We start from the raw sequence: 19,723 nt of genomic DNA, 5'->3' as shown, positions 1-19,723 counted from the left end.
GGGCTTATCGTGGCCGACCTTGTCAGGGTTCTGCAAAAACTGCGGTAAATTTTCATCGGAACTTATGCACTCAATATGCACTTGATAACGCGAATCAATCCCTTGTTCTTTCGGCGCTTGATAGAAGCCCATATGACCGATGCTGTCACCCGCCTTTATTGTAATTGGTGTCGTTAAACTGACCACCTTATCAAATTGCATCATTTCTTTAGCAGGGCTGGCTAACTGTTTCCACCAACTCGGCTCTCTCTCAGGTAAAACATTATTGTTATCCACCAACGTCCAGCATTGGTCTCCGACGTTTAATTTTGATGTGCTGGCTAATTTTTCAATCGTCACCAAGCCATACAGTCTCCCATTAGCTGCTCTCAGTTGACGTTGACTATCATGTTTATCCCAAGAGATGATAGAACCTTTTGGTAGCGAATCTAATTTGTTTTGGTCTTTATAAGCATTCGTGCCTGCAACCGCTTTCCACTCGGGTAAGTAAGTCGGCAACGTATCTTGCACAATCCATGTCGGATTGGCTTTATAGGCGGAATAAGGTGCCAGATGCATATATAGTGTATAAAAATGCAGCCCACTCTTTTGAGTTTCACCTGGTTGAATATAATGGCGTACCAATACAAAGGAACCGGATAAATTTAAGTTTCCCGCTTTCCAGCCCAAAGGTAAATAGTCTTGATTCATTCGGTAGGCAACGATTTCACCATCCGCCATACAGCGAATGGCTTGCTGTCCTTTATAAGGAATAGGGAAATTTGCCTTTTCGGTGATGGCATTCCCGCTTAAGGCACACCATGGCGTCGTGGCATTGGTAATATGGATACCGCTGTGCCACATCCCATTACGACCCAACAAGTAATTTCCTGTTGATTCCCCGCTCACATGCGCCATGATTTCATCTAGGTTTGAAAATTCTTGACCACGTTCATTCTTCGGGATGGGATACACAATTTTTATTAGTTTGGCACCCGATTTTTCTTCTTTTTCTTCTTCTACGGACTGGTTGCCAGAATAACGGTATAAAACAAATGAAGTTCCTTCATCTCGATACTCTTGGTTTGGATAAAAGCCTCTTTGTTGCACAAAGTCAGAAACCCAATGTTTTCCATCAAATAACGCAATGTGCCCATGAATACTTTCAGGTTTATTTGGTTTTTTGAGTCGCTCAATAATAACAATATCGCCTTTTTGCTGACCTAAAAGCGAATAACTAATGCCCTCTTTTTGTGCTTTAGCACCGGGAACAGGTGTAAATCCATTTTCAATTAACCATGGACCGTAGTCTTTAGCTGAGCGTATTCCTGAGTTTTCTATTGAAGCTCCTCCATGGATAAGTGCAAGCTTGACATACTTAGCACATTCGCCTTTACCGAAAGCAAAGCTTTTTTGAATCTCAATAGCATTTTGATTTATTTTTTTTATTGTAACATCCATATTGATCATTTGATGCTCCTCAACTCATTGCAATAAGGGCTATTATTGTTATCGGGTTTTACTGAAGTTATCTTCCATTTCTCATTGTTGTATTTTAACTCTATGGAATATCTAGAAATATTTGGAAGAGCCCCTAACTCAAGTCTTAAAGTTGCTTTTTTATTATTAACCTTAACGTTATTAACTTTTATATTACTTATCCAATCTGGACAAAAAGATTGTGCATCAACAAAATAATCCGCGTTCAAGTATTCCTTTTTGAGCTCATTGATTAAGTTGGGAGATACATACATTAACATCGCTTTTTCATTTTTCTTTAACTCAGCCTGGATATCTTCATTATTTTCCAAAAGATATTCAGTATAAAAATTCAATACCGTTGTTTCAGGTGTTGCACTTCCCTTACCTAAAGCCAATGAATGAAAAGAAACAAATAAACTGATTAGAAATATGACAATTTTCATTAATGTATCCCTTAATCATGCAATGCGCGATTAGACACTAACTTCTGAGTTTCAATGTCCGTCACATCAAACTGTAACGTTTCACATGCGATATCGCTTCCAGATCCTGGAACAAGGTAATTCGCAGCTTTGATGATGTAATCCCCTGAAGAACCGTGTTCAACACCTTGACCGCTCAGCTTTAGGTATGAGCCGCCGCCGTTAAGGGTCAGCGTATGGGGTGTCGATATCACAATTTCATCTTCACTGCTGGTGATGGTGATTTGCTGCTGGGCGAATAAATCCATTGTATTGTGTTGCGCACTGATTTCCACAGCGCCTTGGTTTGCAATGATTTTCACTTCTTCTTTGTGAGCAAATAACCCTAAGGCTTTTTCAACAGCGACGGATAAGTTTTGCATCGCACCCATATCAAGATGCTGCCCTGCGTTAACCATCGTATTACCTAAACTATTTAATTGAAGGTGTTCACCGGACGTTAATGCAATCCCTTGCGGCGCACTGGCAAGTAACACGGCAGATTGTAACTGCTGTAAGCGAGAATCTAAGAGGTCGATTTGCGATTGAACATCGGCGGCGAGTGCACTGGCTTTTTCCGCTGTTTGTGACAACGTTTGCATCTGTTGGTTAGCTTGTTGAAGTTGCTGCACGGCTTGGGTCATGTCCAGCACGTCCCCTTGTGCTTTTGATTGTTCATCTGCACTGATAAACAACCCTTTTCCTGCGCGAATAGAACCGTGTTCGTCAGTACGTAATTCAAACCCTGCTCCGCGCTGTTCTCGCTGCGCATTAACCAAGTGACCTAGATTGAGTTGGGTCTTGCCATACTCCGTCGCCAGTTTGATATGTTCTTCCTGACGCTTATCTTCCATGCGCAGTTTGTTATTGGTCGGGGTTCTCAGCACATTGCGGGTATGGTTATCGCGTGTTACGTGATCTGGATGTTCAGAGTCATGCTGCGCATAAGCGATATATGGTCGATCGAGATCACCACCATCAAACTGTACAGAAACTTCAGTTCCATCCAGCAGCGGGGCATGCCAACCATAGGTGTCTCCAGCATAGGGCTTGGCTAAACGCAGCCACAAATAAGCGAAACCAGCCTCCGACTGCTCTCTATCAAAATCCAATTTCACTCGATAGCGCCCGAATTCATCGAGCCACGCGTAGCTATCACTTTTTTCACTACTTTCCACTCGCGCGGGCAACGTACCGGCAATGACCGGTCGTGTGAGTAAAGGGGCTCGGAAGCATAAGGCTTCACGGTAGAGTTGCCCAGTAAACTGCACCTGAAGGCTAGAATCCCGAGCACCCCAATGGCGAATTTGGGTGATTAACACACCGTCTTTCGCCAGCTGAGGAAAGACACCTGATATTTCTAAAACTTGTCCAGGTGCTAGCATTGGGCTGGTTGAATGTCCCGATACCCATGATTGGGCATTAAGAATACGTTCATGGCGTAGCTGAGCAAAAAAAGCGCCACTTTCTGAGGTAGCAATATCGCCTACGGTCAAGAAAGGTTCCGCATAGTGGTACACTTCCCCTGTAGTGACTCCCTCAAACCCTGAAATCGCTTCAGTGCTATCTTGAGGCGTTAATGCCTGACGGTAGTTATAATCACGGATTGCGACCCCCTCACTGACCACTTGATGCGAAATTTGCAATCCCCAGACACTGTCTTGCCCATTGTCACTCATACCTGATTCATGGCGATAAGGCAGTGAAACGCCAAACAGGTAGTGTTCTTGGGCGTCATGGAAAATCACTTTATCCAATTCTAATTGAGTGTCCATTTCCATGCGCCAATAAATGCCGACTTCGGCAAGCAGTCGTTGGATAAAGGCTAAATCCGTTTCCCGCCACTGGGTAATCAGTTCTCTGACCGGATATTCACGAGAAAGCTGAAACTCAAAGTCTGCCCCCTCCAAACCATGACGGCGCAGTACCTTTTCAACCACTTCCATGACCGATTGATTTAAATACACTTCACTGCGTTTGGTGTACTGAAGTAAGGCAATACGTGGCATTAATACCAAGCTGTACCGTGTTTCATCCGTAGACGTTTTCAGGTGTTTGAATTCACTGATAACCCCATACACCGTTCGTATCGATTGATTAGGAAAACCGGGTAATAATGGGGTTTGATAGGTAAATGTTCCCGGCTTCAGTAACATCTGCTCAGGAGTGATATGCACATTGGTGCATGTTACTGTCACTTCATATCGCCAAGGTTGACTGAGGGCCTCTTCAGACTCAAAGCTGAGTACATCTAAGAAATCAGGACAGTCTTGAACCGCTAAGTGATAACGGGCATGAGAAACTGCGTTTTTCACAGTTTGTGTTAATGCATTGATGACTGAATTAGGCATATTCTATTCCCTCAGAAATGGACACGAAGTGAAAGTAAAATCGAGGCGATTACACTACTGACAACAATTGATTGAGCCATGTTTGACCGCCCCAAGTGATGGCGGTAATACCAATAAGCAACAACGCGATCCAAAATCCGAAAGAGCGCATCAATTTTAGACTGGATTTTTGCTGATGCTGGATAACTAACGGCAATGCCGGTTGTGACAGTGAAATATGTGCAGCCAGTTTATCCATTAATACTTTCTGTTGCGGAGTCAGCGCTTCTGCTGTTGCCTCGTGAGCGTTAAAACCGAGCATTATGACGCGGTGAAAACAGGTTAATACGGCATCATCAGGGGCAATTTGTCCTAACACCGACTTAATACGATCCCATAACGCTTCCCCTGCATCCAGCGATGAAAAATAGCGGGCTTGCAAGGGTGCAACTCGCCAAGCGTAGAATTCATCCCCTTCCCCTTCACCATCCCCCCGAGCCAATTGTTCCATCGCAGTTTTATCCAATAATGCACATTGAGCATAGATAATGTGCTCAATATTCTCGGGGGACAGTTTTGTTTGCTCCAATGCACATTTCACCGCATCAATTTGTTGACAACACCTGTTGTAAAGGGACTCTGAATCCGGGTTATACCGACCATATTTTAGCTGAGTCACCATCAGCCAGGTTTTTGCCATGAGCTTGTCGATATCAATGTATTGACTCATGAGCGTAATACCGCAAATAGTTCTAATTCTAAGAAACCAAATAAGGAAGGGACATACAGCATGCAGACGCCCTCTTCCAGCATTTCATGCATCGCTGGTGAGTTCATATCGAGAGCAAAATATTGATTTTCCATACGGACAGGTAACGCGGCGGGAACACGATCGACTGGAGTGAGAGGGATACCCATTAAAGCTTTACTGTATAGCGTGCTCACGGTATCAGGCGCACCGATTTTACACAGTGTCGGGAATTTTTCGGCAATCTCCCAGGCGGCTTTATCGGAACGAACCGACAGATAGAAATCCGCTTCCTCTCTGAGTCTTAGATCATGCAATGACGCTCTCCACGTTTGTGGATCTGGGTGTGTCATTTCAAGTGCAATCACACGAGAAGGCAAGCTGGTTTCTAACAAGGTGCTCAGCAAGTCAAACAACGGTGGGAACGTATTTTCGAGAGAGTCATGGACATAGGCAGGAATAGTTGCAAGGTCATGTTCTAACGAGAAGGTTAATAAACTCCCTGCCAGACGCGTCAATTCAGCCCAAATGATTTCAGGGTGGCGCTGTGGGTAGCGTTCATAATTCATCAGAACATTCGCATGGGAGTTTAAGGCGTTTAACAACCAAAATAAGGAAACATCGGCGACGGCAAAATCAGCTAAACGTTCATTGCTCTCACGGCGCATGGCCATCAGTCGTTGGCAACGGGAGCGTATTTGTCGGTTCAGCAACGCTAACCGTTCTTGTAGTTCTTGGCTGGCAGAAAATTGGGTCATCGGGGGAATAAATGTTCTATCCATTGCCCAACCACTTTGACCATCACGTATCAAGCGAGCAATGGGACACGTTTGCCATGCGTCATTATTTTCATGTTGAAAACGGACAGCAATATTAAAACGGGCAACGGCCATGGATTCATCATCCTGACCAAACACATCAGGCACATTGACCCACTCTTCCTGATAGCGTAACGCACGTTCTGAAAAAGTGCCTTTTTTCTGCACATTGACGATCCCTTGCTGGAGAAGTGGCAAAGCCAACACAAGCACAAGACTGTCTGTTTGGGATAACGGATCCGAATGTAACTCTCGGGGCTCAGGCGTGATATCACTGACTTGCGTATCCACCAATGTCCCATCAGGTAACCATGCCCTTAATTGGTGAACTTGCAAACGACCCGACGACAAAAGTGACTCATCAAGTTCAACTTTTTCTACTCCCCAAGTAAAAGGGGTGGATAAACCGGAAACACCTTGATTTGTGAATGCTTCCCACTGAGCTTGTTGTTGAAATTGTTGTGGGGAGAGCAATGCGCCTTCATTCCATAATGGGCGGTAAATTTTCATTCGATGATCCTTTTATTTAAGCAAAGGCAATTGGCATTTTGATTCATTTTCCCGAAACAATTCGGCGGCGAGGTGATGTATTCGATCAAGCTTAGAGAGTAAAGCATTTCTGATATTTTGATACGCTACCGCCCTTAGCCGTCACCCAAGGCCCATAAGGTTAAAATACTCTAATACTGTTCTGACAAATCAATCTGGATTGATAAAAAATGGCACTCAAAAATAACCCGCAGCACATCAAATCGTGAATGCAATTGATTGCTAGCTTAAAGTTAAGCTACCATATCCTAAATATATTGTTTAAATTATAAAGATTACTGGTTAAGTCAGCAATTGTTTTCATTAATTGTCTTTATGCGGTCATAAATACGCATAATGAGCGTTATTAACCAGCTGAACTAGAAACAAAATGTATTGTAAGGTAACAGAATGAAATAACGTCGAGTGCAAGCGACCTTAAGGAAGCATATTGGGGCATTCAATGCTGTGTTGGATGTTATCAATTAGAGATGTAACGTAAGGGAATTTAATGGTTATTATCTAATTTATAGGCAGAAGACGTTTCTATCCTGTTTGTAAATGCGATGTTTACTATTATAATTAGCCTCAGTGTCGCGTGAAGAGCATAAGAATAGTTGGGATATTATTCTTATGCCAAATCAAGCCTCCAATTTGTTGTATGGTTTCGGCTATATTTTTTTGTTATAGACAAATTGCTTGTTATTTCCTCATCAACAATCCGTTCAGCTTTATAATTAAACATAAAAAAACCAATGGCCCATCGCTGAACCATTGGTTTTTATCGTATTACGATGATGAGGAAATTAAACGCCGGCTACGGCGTCACGTAAACGACGTTTAATCGCCGTATACTCCTGCACAACGTAATGTTCTGCTTTTTGCTGATCCTTAATCGGCTCAACGCGAACAGCACAGTATTTATATTCCGGTGTTTTGGTAATTGGGCTGAGGTTTTCTGCCACCAACTCATTACATGCACCAATCCACCATTGGTAAGTCATATAAACAGCACCTTTATTTGGGCGCTCACTGATATTTGCACGCGTGATAACTTTACCTTGACGAGAACATACCCACACCAACTCTTGGTCTTTAATACCCAGCGCTTTCGCATCAAAGGTATTAAGCTGAATAAAGCCAGGTTCATCAGCCAGTGCAGCCAATGCTTTACAGTTACCGGTCATTGAACGGCAAGAGTAGTGCCCCACTTCACGAACAGTTGCGAGAACCATCGGGTATTCGCTACTGACTTTGTCGATAGGTGGATGCCAATCACAAGTAAAGAACTGACCTTTACCATTCGGCGTATCAAAATTCCCGCCTTCGTAGAGGTATTCAGTACCTTCACTTTCCAATGTGCGACATGGCCATTGAATATAGGCAAGACCCGCCATTTTTTCGTATGTCGCACCGTAGTAGATAGGGCAAAGCTCACGTAGCTCATCCCAAATCTCTTTGGTGTTGTTATAGTGCATCGGATATCCCATTGCGGTGGACATCAGGCTAATAATTTGCCAGTCTGTCTTCACATCACCAACAGGTTCAACCGCTTTATAGAAACGTTGGAATCCACGGTCAGCTGAAGTATAAACACCTTCATGTTCCCCCCACGAGGTTGCAGGGAAAATCACATCTGCTATCGCGGCAGTTTTGGTCATAAAGATATCTTGAACAATCAGCAGCTCTAGTTTGTCGAAAGTACGGCGAATAGTAGCTAGATCCGGTTCTGTTTGGAGCGGATCTTCCCCCATCACGTAATGCGCTTTTAAGATACCTTCATCGATAAAGTGTGGAACTTCACTCAGCGGAATACCGTTTTCATCCGGCATTTTTTCAATGCCCCAGAACTTAGCGAATTTTTCAAGCGCCGCTTTATCATCCACATACTGATAACCCGGAAGAGTATTCGGCAATGCGCCCATATCGCAGGCGCCCTGCACATTGTTTTGACCACGAACAGGGCCAACACCAACATGTGGTTTACCTAAGTTACCCGTTAATAGAGCAAGACTTGTCAGTGACTGAACGGTTTCCACCCCTTGATAGAATTGAGTGACGCCCATTCCCCACAAAATAGTCGCATTTTCCGCATTCGCATACATACGAGCCGTTTTACGAATATCTTCGGCTTTAATACCTGTGGTTTCTTCAACGGATTCTGGCGTATAAGGTGCGACTAACAGACGATACTCATCGAATTTTTCGGTATGGGCTTCGATAAAGGCTTGGTCATACAGATTTTCTTCAATGATCACATAAGCTAATGCATTAAGTAACGCAATATTAGAACCGTTTTTCAATGGTAAATGAATATCTGCAATACGCGCTGTTTCAATATAACGCGGGTCGCAAACAATAATCTGTGCTCCTTTCTCTTTCGCTTTTAATATACGGCGAGCGACAATAGGATGTGAGTCTGCGGCATTATAACCGAAGACAAAAATACATTTGGTATCCTCAATTTCAACAATTGAGTTACTCATTGCGCCATTACCGACCGAACGCTGCAGACCTGCAACCGAAGGGCCGTGTCAGACACGTGCGCAGCAGTCGATATTATTACTACCGACAGCTGCGCGAACAAATTTTTGCATCACAAAGTTAGCTTCATTACCCGGACCACGCGATGAGCCGGTGGTCATGATCGCTTTTGGTCCATATTTTTCTTTGATGGCCAGTAAGCGAGAGCTTGCAAACTCAATCGCTTCTTCCCAAGAAACGACTTCGAGTTTTCCACCACGCTGACGGCGGATCATTGGATTTTTTAAGCGAGGCGTTAAAATTTTAGTGTCATGAATGAAGTCCCAGCCATAATAGCCTTTCAGGCAGAGCTCCCCTTCATTGGTGTGACCATTAGCACCTTCTGCGCCAATGATCTTCCCGTTTTCCACCTTCAGATTTATTTTACAACCCGAGGCACAATACGGGCAGACTGTGATGACTTTTTCCATCGACATTGCTCCTATATTTTCATTTACACCCGCCATACTTCAAGCTGCCTCACACATGTTTGAAACCAAGCGATGACTCGAATCTATCGCTTGGTTTATTGCCTACAGGCATCTTGGCTTAATTTGGGTATAGCGGCTAACACCGCCTTATCAAGGTAGCTAATGCAGGGTTTGTGCCAATTTTCACCATCAATAGAGAATCAATTAACCAATTGATTTTGTTAAACTAAATTTAAATTTATTGCATTGAATAATAAACTACTGACGACAAAATAGATAACATCGTCAAAAGTGTCGACGTCATTTGATTGATATATATTATTCAATTAAATGCTGTAACAATTGCTCTACGGCAGGCGATGAAAGGGACTGAACCGCATAGCAGATCCCTATACGCCTTGATAATCCATGATCTAGCAAGGAGCGAATGACGATTTGTGTATGTTCTAGTGCTAAAGATTCGGGAACAATTGCAACACCTAATCCTTGAGAAACAAGGTTGAGTGCGAGGGAAAATGAGCCTGTATTTGCCGCAGGAGAGTGAGCGCTCGCACCGTAAATTGGCAAAAAGCGTTGATGCCATGAAAGCTCAGGGCACATTACCCAGCACACTGAATGTAAATCAGCAGCTGTGATTGTCTCGCGCTGCGCGAGTGAATGATCAGCGGGGATCGCTAATACAAATGGCTCAATATTGAGTGGCAAGAATAGTTCATCTTCACAGCGCAGCTCTTCACAACCTAAACGAAGATCGCCTTTACAGCCTGACTCAAGCGAGATTAACAGATTAAATTCAGGATCATGGATCTGTTGAAGAAAATGGCTTATTTGGCTATTAGCAATATCGTGCTCAATTCCAACTTGAAGGGATTGTCGATGGCGTTCTCTTTTGAAGCTATGTGTTAATGCTTCCATCTCTGCCACCATACGTTGCGCATGGGGATAGAGAATTCTAGCATCTTCCGTAACTTCTACGCCACGCGGTAGTCGCTTGAATAGTGCGGTGCCGAGGCTTTCCTCAAGCATTTTAATCGTTGAAGATAGTGCAGGTTGCGTCAAAAAAAGTCGACGAGCTGCGGCAGTGATATTTCTTTCTTCAAAAACAGCGATAAAGGCATTGAGTTGACGACAATCCATAGAATTAATTTATGTCTGTGAGAGAAATAAACCATTTTAATGTAGTTATAGGATGAAATATAGTCTACACATTGTTTTGGTATTAATTTTAATTATATGGAGAGCAAGATGCAAAACGCAAAAAAAGCCTTAGTTGTTATCACTGGTGCCAGCTCTGGAATTGGTCTTGCAACGGCTAAAATCCTATCTGATGAAGGCCATTCCCTGCTATTGCTAGCTCGTCGTATTGAACCTATGCAGGCTTTAAATTTACCAGATAGTCTCTGCAAATCTGTTGATGTCACTGATAGAGAGGCTTTTACCGCCGCTATCAAAGAAGCTGAAGCACGTTTTGGTCCCGTAGATGCATTGATCAACAATGCAGGTGTTATGTTATTGGGGAATGCTGCAACGCAAGATCCTAAACAATGGGATCAGATGTTAGACGTCAATGTTAAAGGGTTACTCAACGGGGTACATGCCGTTACTGAAGGTATGGTTGAACGTCAAAGTGGTACTATCATCAATATCGGTTCAGTTGCTGGTCGTAAAACATTTCCAAACCACGTTGCTTATGTAGGCACCAAATTTGCGGTGCATGGTATATCGGAAAATCTGCGAGAAGAACTTGCACCGCACGGGGTCAGGGTCATTACTATCGCCCCAGGTGCAGTAGAAACTGAATTGCTCAGCCACACAACTGATGAAAATATCAAATCAGGTTATCAAGATTGGAAACAAGAGATGGGTGGGACTGTACTTTCAGCGGATGATGTCGCTAATGCGATCCGCTTTGCGTATACCACGCCACAAAATGTGTGTATCCGAGAAATCGTCTTGGCGGCCACTCGTCAACAGGCTTAATTGATAATTGTTTGGGGCTTAAATTACGTTAAGTCCCAACATTAAATCACCTATCCTACAGTCCAAACGGAAGTAGCAATTTTATCTAATAACGCTTTGTTGTGGCTAAAGATAATCATTGCCAGAGAACGTTCTTGAGAAAGCTTGATTAATATCTGCCAAACTTCTTTTTGCAGGTGAGCATCTAATTGCGCCGTGATCTCATCCGCAATCAGTATTTTAGTGCGCGGATCCAGTGCTCTTAACAAGGCAATACGGGCAAGCTCTCCCCCAGAAAGTTCGTTAGGACGTCGCTCTAACCATTCAGGTTTAATCGAAAACTGCGCTAGCCAACCGGGATTGGGTTTCCATGCATCATGTAAGCTTGCACCAACGGTTCGATGAGGATTGAAGCTCTTTTCAGGGTGCTGAGGGATCAACTGTATCGGGCAATAACCTGTTTGCTTTAATGGTTTTCCCTCAAATAGAATTGTTCCTTGAACAGGCGCTTGCCATTGAGCTAGTACTCTCCCTAATGTTGTTTTGCCAAAGCCACTTGGCGCGGAAATACCCAGACGCTCATGTCTTCTCAACACAAAAGATAGATTATCCCAGAGCACATGACCACTTTGTTCAATACGCAGATTTTGAACCTCTAACACACCGTCTGTTTCCATCATTTCATCGCCATAAATTGATGTTCAGGTAATGCATGCCATAGGGATTGTAACCACTGGCCACCGCCACCTTGTTTTAATTTTTGGCTACTTAATACTTCTTCTAGCATGCCATTGCGTAACAGGGCGATACGATCGGCAAAACGAACCGCCATTGCCAAATCGTGAGTCACCCACAAAATACCGCGTCCTTCACGGCACAGTGATTTCATATTCCCCAGCAGTTGAACGGTATGTTCATCATCTAACCAAGAGGATATTTCATCAGCCAAAATATACTCAGCTTGGGAAAGGGTTGCACTGCTAGCCAGCACACGCTTAGCCATCCCCCCTGATAGTTGATTTGGATAACTATTTACCAGATCAGCCTGTAAATTATATTGCTGTAAATGCAGAGCTATATCATGCATTTTGATATGTTGCCCGCTGAGTACCGCGGCCCGTTCTAGCTGAGGACCGATTCGAATCAGTGGATTTAATGCACTCACAGCTTGCGGGATATAACACAAAGAGTTTCCTCGATGCTTCGGCTTGGTTTGCTCAGTCAGTTCGTGACCATTTAAAACGATATTGCCATGACAGCGCATATTATCGGGTAGCAATCCTAAAACACTTTGCAGTAATAGGCTTTTACCCTCACCGCTACCACCAACAAGCGCAACCATTTCGCCAGGTTGGACATCCAAGGAAATATCTTGCAATAAAGGAGACCAACGCTTTTTGCCTAACCAACGAAACTGCGCCACATCAATAGATAAACTATCAAATTTCAGCATGATGCTCTCTTTAACCATAATTGCTGAGCAGCCTTTGCAAACTGATCAAATAGCAATACCAATCCCATTAAGGCGATCCCCGGAAAGACCACCATCCACCATGATCCGGTACTGAGATAACGTAATGCTTCGGACAGCAATATACCTAACGAAGGCTCGTGAGGTGAAAGACCAAACCCAAGAAAACTTAAAGCCGCGCTATGCAGAACAGCATGAGGGAACATTAATAAAGTCCCTACCATCCATTGTGGTAAAATCATCGGCAGATAATGATGCCGCATCCGATAAAATGCACTATTTCCGAGGCGACAAGACAACATAATATAATCGGCTTGCTGTACCCGCAGTAATTCTGAGCGCAATATCAGCGTTAACTTAGGCCAATGAGTGAGCGCCACCGCCCAAATCACCCCAAATTTACCGCCCCCTAGCGTGAAGCAAATAAGGACTAACAATAATAAATGCGGCAACGCTAATAATGCATCAATCACGCCACGAACAAGGTAATCCATTGTTTTATTGAATGATGATAGCCCAGCCATCAGCAAAGCAATCAATCCGCTAGAGAATGCCGCAATTAATCCTATCTGTAAGCTAGTCGCAAGACCTTGAAAGGTTCTTTCGAATAAATCGCGCCCTAAATTATCGGTACCAAATAAATGTGCAAACGAAGGCGCTTGATAACGCGAGAGCAAGTTCATATCGATATCGTTAGATGATAGCCAAAACGCGTAACTGGCTAATAGAACTAGGCACAGTAATGAAAGCGTTAATTTTAATAAAGCGCGATTTGGGTTATAGGTCATGATGTTCTAATCACTCCCTTATTGACCTTTCTTAGTAACACCTCTGCGATGGCGTTACTGAAAAAAATCAACGTGGCACACAGCATAACAATCCCCATTAATAATGGAATATCACCTCGTAGCCCCGCATCTATCGTTGCCTGCCCTAATCCGGGGTACGCAAAAACTTTTTCAGCCAAAAGCGCCCCGCTCAGCAATTCGCCCACAGAAGCAAATTGTAAACAAATCGCCGGCGTAATTGCATGTTTTAGAACATGAAAGCGCATCATCGACCAGCCTTTATCTCCTTGAGCTTGAGCATAATGGATAAATTCACTGTTCATGACTTCAACAACTTTTGAGCGCGTATGCAGAGCAATGGTACCAACACCTAACATGCCGAGCGCCACAACCGGTAACACGAGATGATGTAATTTCTGAGGAAGGGTTGCCGTTTGTTCATCTAAACCGATTGGCCACGCACAACAAATAGGCGCCCAATGCAGTGAAACGGCAAATAAAGATAACAGCAGTAAACCTATCCAAAATACAGGAATAGAGGCAAGCAAGTAGGCGAAAATCGAAATAATTTTATCTGGCCAACGATGTAAATAACGTCCTGCAATTAAACCTAATGCAAAACCAACCACACCCGAAAATACCCATGCCGAGGCTAATAAAGCCAACGAAGGAAACAGTCTCTCTGAAATAACCTGTATAACTGGGGTGTTATACAGCATGGAGTAGCCCATATCCCCTTGTAACATTTGGGAAAACCAGCGCCAGAATTGCACCCATAACGGCTGATCAAGCCCCCAGCGAGCCGCAATTAGCGGATATTGCTCTGGGGGAACATGCATTAAATCATTACCAATATAGGCTTTAATCGGATCGATAGGCGAGTAGCTCAAAAGAATGAAAATACCCGCTGCGGTTACCGTTAGTAAACAGATAAATCGCAATAAAAGCCCGATTGTCGAGCGCATTACTGACAGGTCCATGCCCATTCATCAACGTTGTTGAGCACAGACCAAGAGCCATGAATTTCTGGGGCGCTTTTGCCTATTTCAACGCATTTATTCAATAGATAAAGGTGTTGAATGTTCATTAACCACGCCCATGCTGCATCACCTTGAATGCCCGTCCCCGTTTTGCCATCCCAATCCACTTTTTGCCACAGTGATATCGCGGCGGCTTGGTCTGGTTGGCGAAGCGCCTGTTCAATATGCTCATCGACAGCCGTGTTCTTGTAGTAACCTGCGTTATAGAAACCGACGCCAGCGGCTTTACTACTGTAATTGTGCACCAGTTCCATCGGATCTAAGCTTCCCCAACCAAACAAGGTTGGATTGGCATGCATATTGCGCTCGACCGTTTCCCAGCTGCCAGATTTTAAATCCATGTCGATACCAAGAGGTTTAAGACTCGCGCGGATTGTTTGTGCTAAATCGCGACGCGTGGTATCGCCACTGGCATACCATAATGTCAGTTTAGCGACGATGCCGTTTTTCTCTCTTAGTCCGTCTTTGTTTAATTTCCATCCAGCGTCTTCAAGTATGCCTTTGGCTTTTTCAAGGTCGCCATCTTTGAATGATGATTGTGGATTATTCCACGGTAAACCCTCAACACCTGTATACGCGGGAATCGCAAAGCCTTCGAGTACTGACTCCGCGAGTAATTTGCGGTCAATGGCATAGTTAATCGCTTTACGCACAGCCACATCAGCGGTGATATCGTTGCCGATAGGGTTACCCTGCGCATCTTTTTCCCCAGCAGGTGGAATTGGGAAAGAGATGCCGCGATTTTCAACGCTATAGCGTTCGGTTAATTTCATGTTTTTCACATTATCAGCATGAGTAGCAACTGCGGCGGGGATACGAACAATATCTAACTGACCGCTTTGCGCGGCAGCAAATGCGGCATCTTCATCGAGGAAAACAAACACCATTTTATCAAAATTATTTTTCGGCCCTGCATAGTAAGGATTACGTTCAACAATCAGTTGCTGACCTGGTTGAAAAGCCACTAAACGATAAGGACCCGCCCCTATTGGGTTATGAGCATACTTTTTGGCGTCATATTTATCAGCGGAAACAATCCCTAATGAGCCTAATACATTAATAAAGGTACTTTGCGGGGATGATAAAGTCATTTTTACCGTCAGAGGGTTGATAACCTCTGCCTTCGCAAAGTTCCCCATATCCACTTTACCGCCGCTTGCGGCAGCATTGTTGTATGTAAAAGCAATATCTTTGGCACCAAGTGGTGAGCCATCTGAAAATTTCAGCCCCTCTTTGAGGGTTAATATCCACTCTTTGCCATCCTCGCTATGTTGGTAGTTTTCTAACATATAGCTATGCCAAGACAAATCTGCATTCTGCTTTAATAGCGGGCTATGTAGCAGCAAATAGCTGCCGTGGCTCCAACCCAGCATGGGGTCGAAACCTTCAGTCGGCTCAGCGCCGATAGCGAGGCGTAAAGTTTGGCTGGTGGCTGAATCGATAGCTTGTGCGTGTACGGAAAGGCCGAGCAAGCAAATAGCTTGCATGACAATAACGATTTTCTTGATCATACATCCCTCTATTATTTATTTTGTTTTGCTTTGTTCTTTTGTATACACAAAATAATTCAAGATGAATCTAGGCGATCTGCGAAGCTATCCCATTCAGTTTCGATAAACTATCTGACTTGGGTCACTAGGCACACGTCAACAATGATGCAAGTTGAAGTATGGCGGGTATCAATATAAAACCTTAACAAATCCGTGGAAGTGGCTCACTGTGTGGTAAATCTAATAATCGCGCAGCACCAAAAATTCCCACTAATTTAACTTGCTTATTCGTCGTTACGCTGCCGATGGTCGCAGCATGAATACCGAGTGGATGCTGATGTAATGCAGTCAGTACGCGTGCTTCTGCCTCAGGTTTAACCACAATCACCAATTTACCTTCATTAGCAAAGTTTAGAGGCTCTAAACCTAATAATTCACAAACCCCTCGCACGGCAGAAGAGACGGGTAAATCCGCTTCATTGATAGAAATTCCACAGCCACTTGCTTGAGCAAATTCATGTAAAATCGCGGTCACACCACCTCGAGTTGCATCCCGTAATGCGCGAACGCCTTCAATCTCACGTAAAGGTGCAATCAATGGGGTTAATATTGCACAATCACTACTCAGTTCCGCTTCAAGCCCTAATTGCTCACGAAGATTCAAAATAGTCGCACCGTGATCGCCCAGTGTGCCGCTAACAATCACTTTGTCTTCCGGCTGGATTTGATCTGTTCCCCAAAGAATATCGGTCGGGATCACGCCAATTCCCGCAGTATTGATAAAAATTTTATCGGCTGCACCACGCTGAACCACTTTAGTATCTCCCGTCACTATCTCAACACCTGCTGCCGCAGCGGTGGCTGCCATCGACTCGACGATGATCTGCAATTCAGATAACGGGAAGCCTTCTTCTAGAATAAAACCACAGGATAGATATTTAGGAATAGCGCCACTAACCGCGACATCATTTACTGTGCCGCAAACAGCCAGTTTGCCAATATTGCCACCGGGAAAGAAAATCGGGTCGATGACATAACTATCAGTACTAAAAGCCAGTCGATCACCCAGTGCCGTTAATTCTGCTAACGATAAACGCGCTTGGTCTTCTCGCTCATTCAACGCTTTGTTGGCAAAAGCCTGCAAAAATAATTGTTCAATTAGCTGCTGCATTGCCAGACCACCACTACCGTGTGCCATGGTGACAACATCATTGGCATTCATACTCATTTATGCCTCCCGGCGGTATTGATAATAGGCAGCACAAGCGCCTTCAGAAGAAACCATTAGTGCACCAAATGCGGTTTGTGGTGTGCAACGTTTGCCAAATAATGGGCATTGGTTCGGTTTGCATCGTCCCGTTAATACATCACCACAGCGAGCCTGTGGATCATCAGCCACTTGGTGCGGCTGAATATGAAAACGTTGTTCCGCATCGAAAACTTGATAGTCATGGGTGAGCTGAACTCCCGAACCTGCAATCTCACCCAGCCCGCGCCATTCGCTGGTTTCTTTCAGTTCAAAAACATCATCTAACGCTTTTAAGGCCAGAAGATTGCCCTCGTCTGCCACGATACGTTTATATTGATTTTCAACGACACAGCGCCCATCAGCGATTTGATCGACTAGCATTGCGAGAGATTGCAAAATATCGAGGGGTTCAAATCCCGTGACCACCAGCGGTTTAGAAAATTCTTCGGTAATAAATTGATAAGGATGTGAGCCAATCACCATGCTGACATGGCCGGGTGCGAGAAAACCATCGATACGAACATCAGGTTGTTCTAATAAGCGACGCAAGGTTGGGATAATCGTGATGTGCTGACAAAAGATGGTGAAATTTTTAAGCTGACGGCGGCGTGCTTGTTGCAATGTGAGCGCTGTGCTCGGCATTGTCGTTTCGAATCCCAAGCCAAAGAAGACAACCTGCCGCTCGGGGTTTTGTTCTGCAAGCGCTAACGCATCTAACGGAGAATAGACAATGCGAACATCAGCACCTCGGCGCTTGGCATCTAACAAAGAGCCATTTTTACCGGGAACACGCATGGCATCGCCATAAGTACAGAAAATTACCTCAGGGCGCTCTGCGATTTCGATACAGCCGTCAATCCTTCCCATGGGTAATACGCAAACCGGACAACCCGGCCCATGCACAAATTCGATTTCAGGCGGTAACAGTTGGTCGATACCAAACTTAAAAATAGCGTGGGTATGTCCCCCACACACTTCCATTAACTGCAATGGACGCTGCTTTGCTCTGGGTATTTCTGAAACTCGCTGACGGATATGATTCAGTAAAACTTTAGCCAAAGCAGGGTTACGAAACTCATCGACATACTGCATCTGTCGCTCCTGAGTTCAAGCTACTGAAGTCATCCACTTCCTGCGCTAACTGACTCATGGCCATTAACGCATCGAGTGTGGATTGAGCTTCGTCTTCATTAATGATACTCATCGCAAAACCAACGTGTACCAGTACCCATTCGCCCAGTAAATCAGCGGTGTCACCTTCACAAATTAGCCCAATATTAATATCGCGTTTCACACCACAGACATCAACTTGAGCCAATTGGTGAATGTCTGCACCCACCGCTATGATTTTACCGGGGATGCCTAGGCACATAACTGTGTCTCCAGCCAAGCTAGCCATGCATCCATACCCTCTCCCTGAGTTGCGGAGAGCTGGATCACTTGAATATTCGGATTCACACGTTTTGCATAAGCAATACAAGCTTCAACATTAAAATGTAAATAAGGCAGTAAATCGATTTTATTGAGGATCATAATATCCGCTGCTGCGAACATATGCGGGTATTTCAGAGGCTTATCTTCCCCCTCAGTGACAGATAGCACCGCAACTTTATGCCGTTCACCCAAGTCAAAACTGGCAGGGCAAACTAAATTACCGACATTTTCGATAAACAATAAGCTATTGTTATCTAAATCTAAACGTTCCATAGCATCATGGATCATCTGGGCATCCAAATGGCAACCCTTACCGGTATTGACCTGAATAGCGGGAACACCCGTTTCGCGAATACGCTGAGCATCATGGGTGGTTTGTTGATCGCCCTCGATAACAGCACAATTCACTTTGTCACGCAGACGCAATAATGTTTCCGTGAGTAAGGTGGTTTTACCGGATCCGGGACTAGAAACCAGATTCAGCGCCAAAATATTTTTGTCGTTAAATTGTTCGCGATTATGTTCAGCAAGATGGTTGTTTTTGCCTAGTACATCCATCTCTATTTGTAGCATCCGCTTCTGGCTGATACCGGGGGCATGAGTTCCTGCCTCACCATGACCATAATCGAGGTCATGATGCTCACCTTCAGGCTGGAATGTGTTTTTTGCACTCGCATGAACATGTTTATGTGGATGCGTTATTACTGATCCCTCATGTGAAGAGGGTTCATATTGATGGTAATGATTATGCACATCACCCTGATGATAATAATGGTGATGGATAATAACTGTTTGCCCTTTATTATCATGAGCATGATGATCTTCGTGATCATGTTCGTGGTGATCGCTGTGATCATGACTGTGATCATGTGGGTGATGATGATTGTGTTCATGGTGGCTATGGTCATGATGATCATGCCCATGATGATGGTCGTGTTCTTCGCCTTCGATTCGGCGTTCGCCTGCTGCACATCCACAAGTACTGCACATAA

16 protein-coding genes and 1 pseudogene are annotated in these 19,723 nt (G+C 44.2%); 1 reads left to right on the top strand and 16 read right to left on the bottom strand.

Going from position 1 to position 19,723, the window contains the following annotated elements:
• From OOA_RS20765 to OOA_RS12140, 7 genes and pseudogenes are all read right to left on the bottom strand, one after another.
• Positions 1-1,449, bottom strand: a pseudogene (locus OOA_RS20765) (hypothetical protein); the annotation flags it as partial.
• Entirely contained in the window at positions 1,446-1,904 is a 459-nt protein-coding gene (locus OOA_RS12170; protein WP_008912449.1) for a DUF3828 domain-containing protein, read from the bottom strand. The pseudogene OOA_RS20765 and the gene OOA_RS12170, both read right to left, overlap by 4 nt.
• A gap of 11 nt (positions 1,905-1,915) precedes the next feature.
• Positions 1,916-4,273 carry a type VI secretion system Vgr family protein gene (locus tag OOA_RS12165; protein WP_008912448.1) on the bottom strand — a complete coding sequence of 786 codons (2,358 nt, stop codon included), beginning with the start codon at positions 4,271-4,273 and terminating at the stop codon, positions 1,916-1,918.
• A gap of 49 nt (positions 4,274-4,322) precedes the next feature.
• Positions 4,323-4,982 carry a type VI secretion system protein TssL, short form gene (gene tssL / locus OOA_RS12160; protein ID WP_008912447.1) on the bottom strand — a complete coding sequence of 220 codons (660 nt, stop codon included), beginning with the start codon at positions 4,980-4,982 and terminating at the stop codon, positions 4,323-4,325.
• On the bottom strand, positions 4,979-6,328 hold the full coding sequence (tssK, locus tag OOA_RS12155; protein ID WP_008912446.1) for a type VI secretion system baseplate subunit TssK: 1,350 nt from the start codon (positions 6,326-6,328) through the stop codon (positions 4,979-4,981). The genes tssL and tssK overlap by 4 nt, the downstream gene beginning before the upstream one ends.
• 824 nt (positions 6,329-7,152) lie before the next feature.
• Positions 7,153-9,300 carry a formate dehydrogenase subunit alpha gene (gene fdhF / locus OOA_RS12150; protein WP_083880285.1) on the bottom strand — a complete coding sequence of 716 codons (2,148 nt, stop codon included), beginning with the start codon at positions 9,298-9,300 and terminating at the stop codon, positions 7,153-7,155.
• 318 nt (positions 9,301-9,618) lie between these two features.
• Positions 9,619-10,437, bottom strand: coding sequence for a LysR family transcriptional regulator (locus OOA_RS12140; RefSeq protein ID WP_008912444.1), 819 nt, complete (start codon positions 10,435-10,437; stop codon positions 9,619-9,621).
• Positions 10,438-10,545: 108 nt separating this feature from the next.
• On the opposite strand from OOA_RS12140, the gene OOA_RS12135 reads away from it, so the two are divergent.
• Entirely contained in the window at positions 10,546-11,280 is a 735-nt protein-coding gene (locus OOA_RS12135) for an SDR family oxidoreductase (RefSeq protein WP_008912443.1), read from the top strand.
• 50 nt (positions 11,281-11,330) lie between these two features.
• Here the strand turns inward: OOA_RS12135 and OOA_RS12130 are convergent, their stop codons facing one another.
• The 9 genes from OOA_RS12130 to hypB all read right to left on the bottom strand — a co-directional run bounded on the left by OOA_RS12130 (position 11,331) and on the right by hypB (position 19,721).
• On the bottom strand, positions 11,331-11,921 hold the full coding sequence (locus tag OOA_RS12130) for an ATP-binding cassette domain-containing protein (RefSeq protein WP_040691557.1): 591 nt from the start codon (positions 11,919-11,921) through the stop codon (positions 11,331-11,333).
• Positions 11,922-11,935: 14 nt separating this feature from the next.
• Positions 11,936-12,712, bottom strand: a complete 777-nt coding sequence (locus tag OOA_RS12125) for an ATP-binding cassette domain-containing protein (protein WP_008912441.1) — start codon at positions 12,710-12,712, stop codon at positions 11,936-11,938.
• Positions 12,706-13,518: an ABC transporter permease gene (locus tag OOA_RS12120; RefSeq protein WP_008912440.1), complete on the bottom strand. Its 813-nt coding sequence runs from the start codon at positions 13,516-13,518 to the stop codon at positions 12,706-12,708. Before OOA_RS12120 ends, OOA_RS12125 begins: the two co-directional genes overlap by 7 nt.
• Complete coding sequence (locus OOA_RS12115) at positions 13,515-14,498, bottom strand: ABC transporter permease subunit (RefSeq protein WP_201764594.1); 984 nt, start codon at positions 14,496-14,498, stop codon at positions 13,515-13,517. The genes OOA_RS12120 and OOA_RS12115 overlap by 4 nt, the downstream gene beginning before the upstream one ends.
• Complete coding sequence (locus OOA_RS12110; protein WP_236611244.1) at positions 14,483-16,045, bottom strand: ABC transporter substrate-binding protein; 1,563 nt, start codon at positions 16,043-16,045, stop codon at positions 14,483-14,485. Before OOA_RS12110 ends, OOA_RS12115 begins: the two co-directional genes overlap by 16 nt.
• Positions 16,046-16,250: 205 nt before the next feature.
• On the bottom strand, positions 16,251-17,276 hold the full coding sequence (gene hypE / locus OOA_RS12105) for a hydrogenase expression/formation protein HypE (RefSeq protein ID WP_071524236.1): 1,026 nt from the start codon (positions 17,274-17,276) through the stop codon (positions 16,251-16,253).
• The gene (gene hypD / locus OOA_RS12100) at positions 17,277-18,389 is read right to left on the bottom strand and encodes a hydrogenase formation protein HypD (RefSeq protein WP_008912436.1); all 1,113 of its coding nucleotides are present in this window, start codon (positions 18,387-18,389) and stop codon (positions 17,277-17,279) included.
• Complete coding sequence (gene hybG / locus OOA_RS12095) at positions 18,373-18,669, bottom strand: hydrogenase maturation factor HybG (protein WP_008912435.1); 297 nt, start codon at positions 18,667-18,669, stop codon at positions 18,373-18,375. The genes hypD and hybG overlap by 17 nt, the downstream gene beginning before the upstream one ends.
• The gene (hypB, locus tag OOA_RS12090) at positions 18,660-19,721 is read right to left on the bottom strand and encodes a hydrogenase nickel incorporation protein HypB (protein WP_008912434.1); all 1,062 of its coding nucleotides are present in this window, start codon (positions 19,719-19,721) and stop codon (positions 18,660-18,662) included. The genes hybG and hypB overlap by 10 nt, the downstream gene beginning before the upstream one ends.
• Between the last annotated feature and the right edge of the window lie 2 nt (positions 19,722-19,723).

Source organism: Providencia burhodogranariea DSM 19968 (assembly GCF_000314855.2).
GTDB lineage: Bacteria > Pseudomonadota > Gammaproteobacteria > Enterobacterales > Enterobacteriaceae > Providencia > Providencia burhodogranariea.
The sequence above is the reverse complement of the archived record's forward strand: the minus strand, read 5'-3'. Positions and strand labels throughout refer to the sequence as shown.

Bases quoted from the DNA above. Each gene is read 5' to 3' on its own strand.
- OOA_RS12170 (WP_008912449.1), bottom strand. From the start codon at position 1,904: ATGAAAATTGTCATATTTCTAATCAGTTTATTTGTTTCTTTTCATTCA.
- OOA_RS12165 (WP_008912448.1), bottom strand. From the start codon at position 4,273: ATGCCTAATTCAGTCATCAATGCATTAACACAAACTGTGAAAAACGCA.
- tssL (WP_008912447.1), bottom strand. From the start codon at position 4,982: ATGAGTCAATACATTGATATCGACAAGCTCATGGCAAAAACCTGGCTG.
- tssK (WP_008912446.1), bottom strand. From the start codon at position 6,328: ATGAAAATTTACCGCCCATTATGGAATGAAGGCGCATTGCTCTCCCCA.
- OOA_RS12140 (WP_008912444.1), bottom strand. From the start codon at position 10,437: ATGGATTGTCGTCAACTCAATGCCTTTATCGCTGTTTTTGAAGAAAGA.
- OOA_RS12135 (WP_008912443.1), top strand. From the start codon at position 10,546: ATGCAAAACGCAAAAAAAGCCTTAGTTGTTATCACTGGTGCCAGCTCT.
- OOA_RS12125 (WP_008912441.1), bottom strand. From the start codon at position 12,712: ATGCTGAAATTTGATAGTTTATCTATTGATGTGGCGCAGTTTCGTTGG.
- OOA_RS12120 (WP_008912440.1), bottom strand. From the start codon at position 13,518: ATGACCTATAACCCAAATCGCGCTTTATTAAAATTAACGCTTTCATTA.
- OOA_RS12115 (WP_201764594.1), bottom strand. From the start codon at position 14,498: ATGGACCTGTCAGTAATGCGCTCGACAATCGGGCTTTTATTGCGATTT.
- OOA_RS12110 (WP_236611244.1), bottom strand. From the start codon at position 16,045: ATGCAAGCTATTTGCTTGCTCGGCCTTTCCGTACACGCACAAGCTATC.
- hypE (WP_071524236.1), bottom strand. From the start codon at position 17,276: ATGAGTATGAATGCCAATGATGTTGTCACCATGGCACACGGTAGTGGT.
- hypD (WP_008912436.1), bottom strand. From the start codon at position 18,389: ATGCAGTATGTCGATGAGTTTCGTAACCCTGCTTTGGCTAAAGTTTTA.
- hybG (WP_008912435.1), bottom strand. From the start codon at position 18,669: ATGTGCCTAGGCATCCCCGGTAAAATCATAGCGGTGGGTGCAGACATT.
- hypB (WP_008912434.1), bottom strand. From the start codon at position 19,721: ATGTGCAGTACTTGTGGATGTGCAGCAGGCGAACGCCGAATCGAAGGC.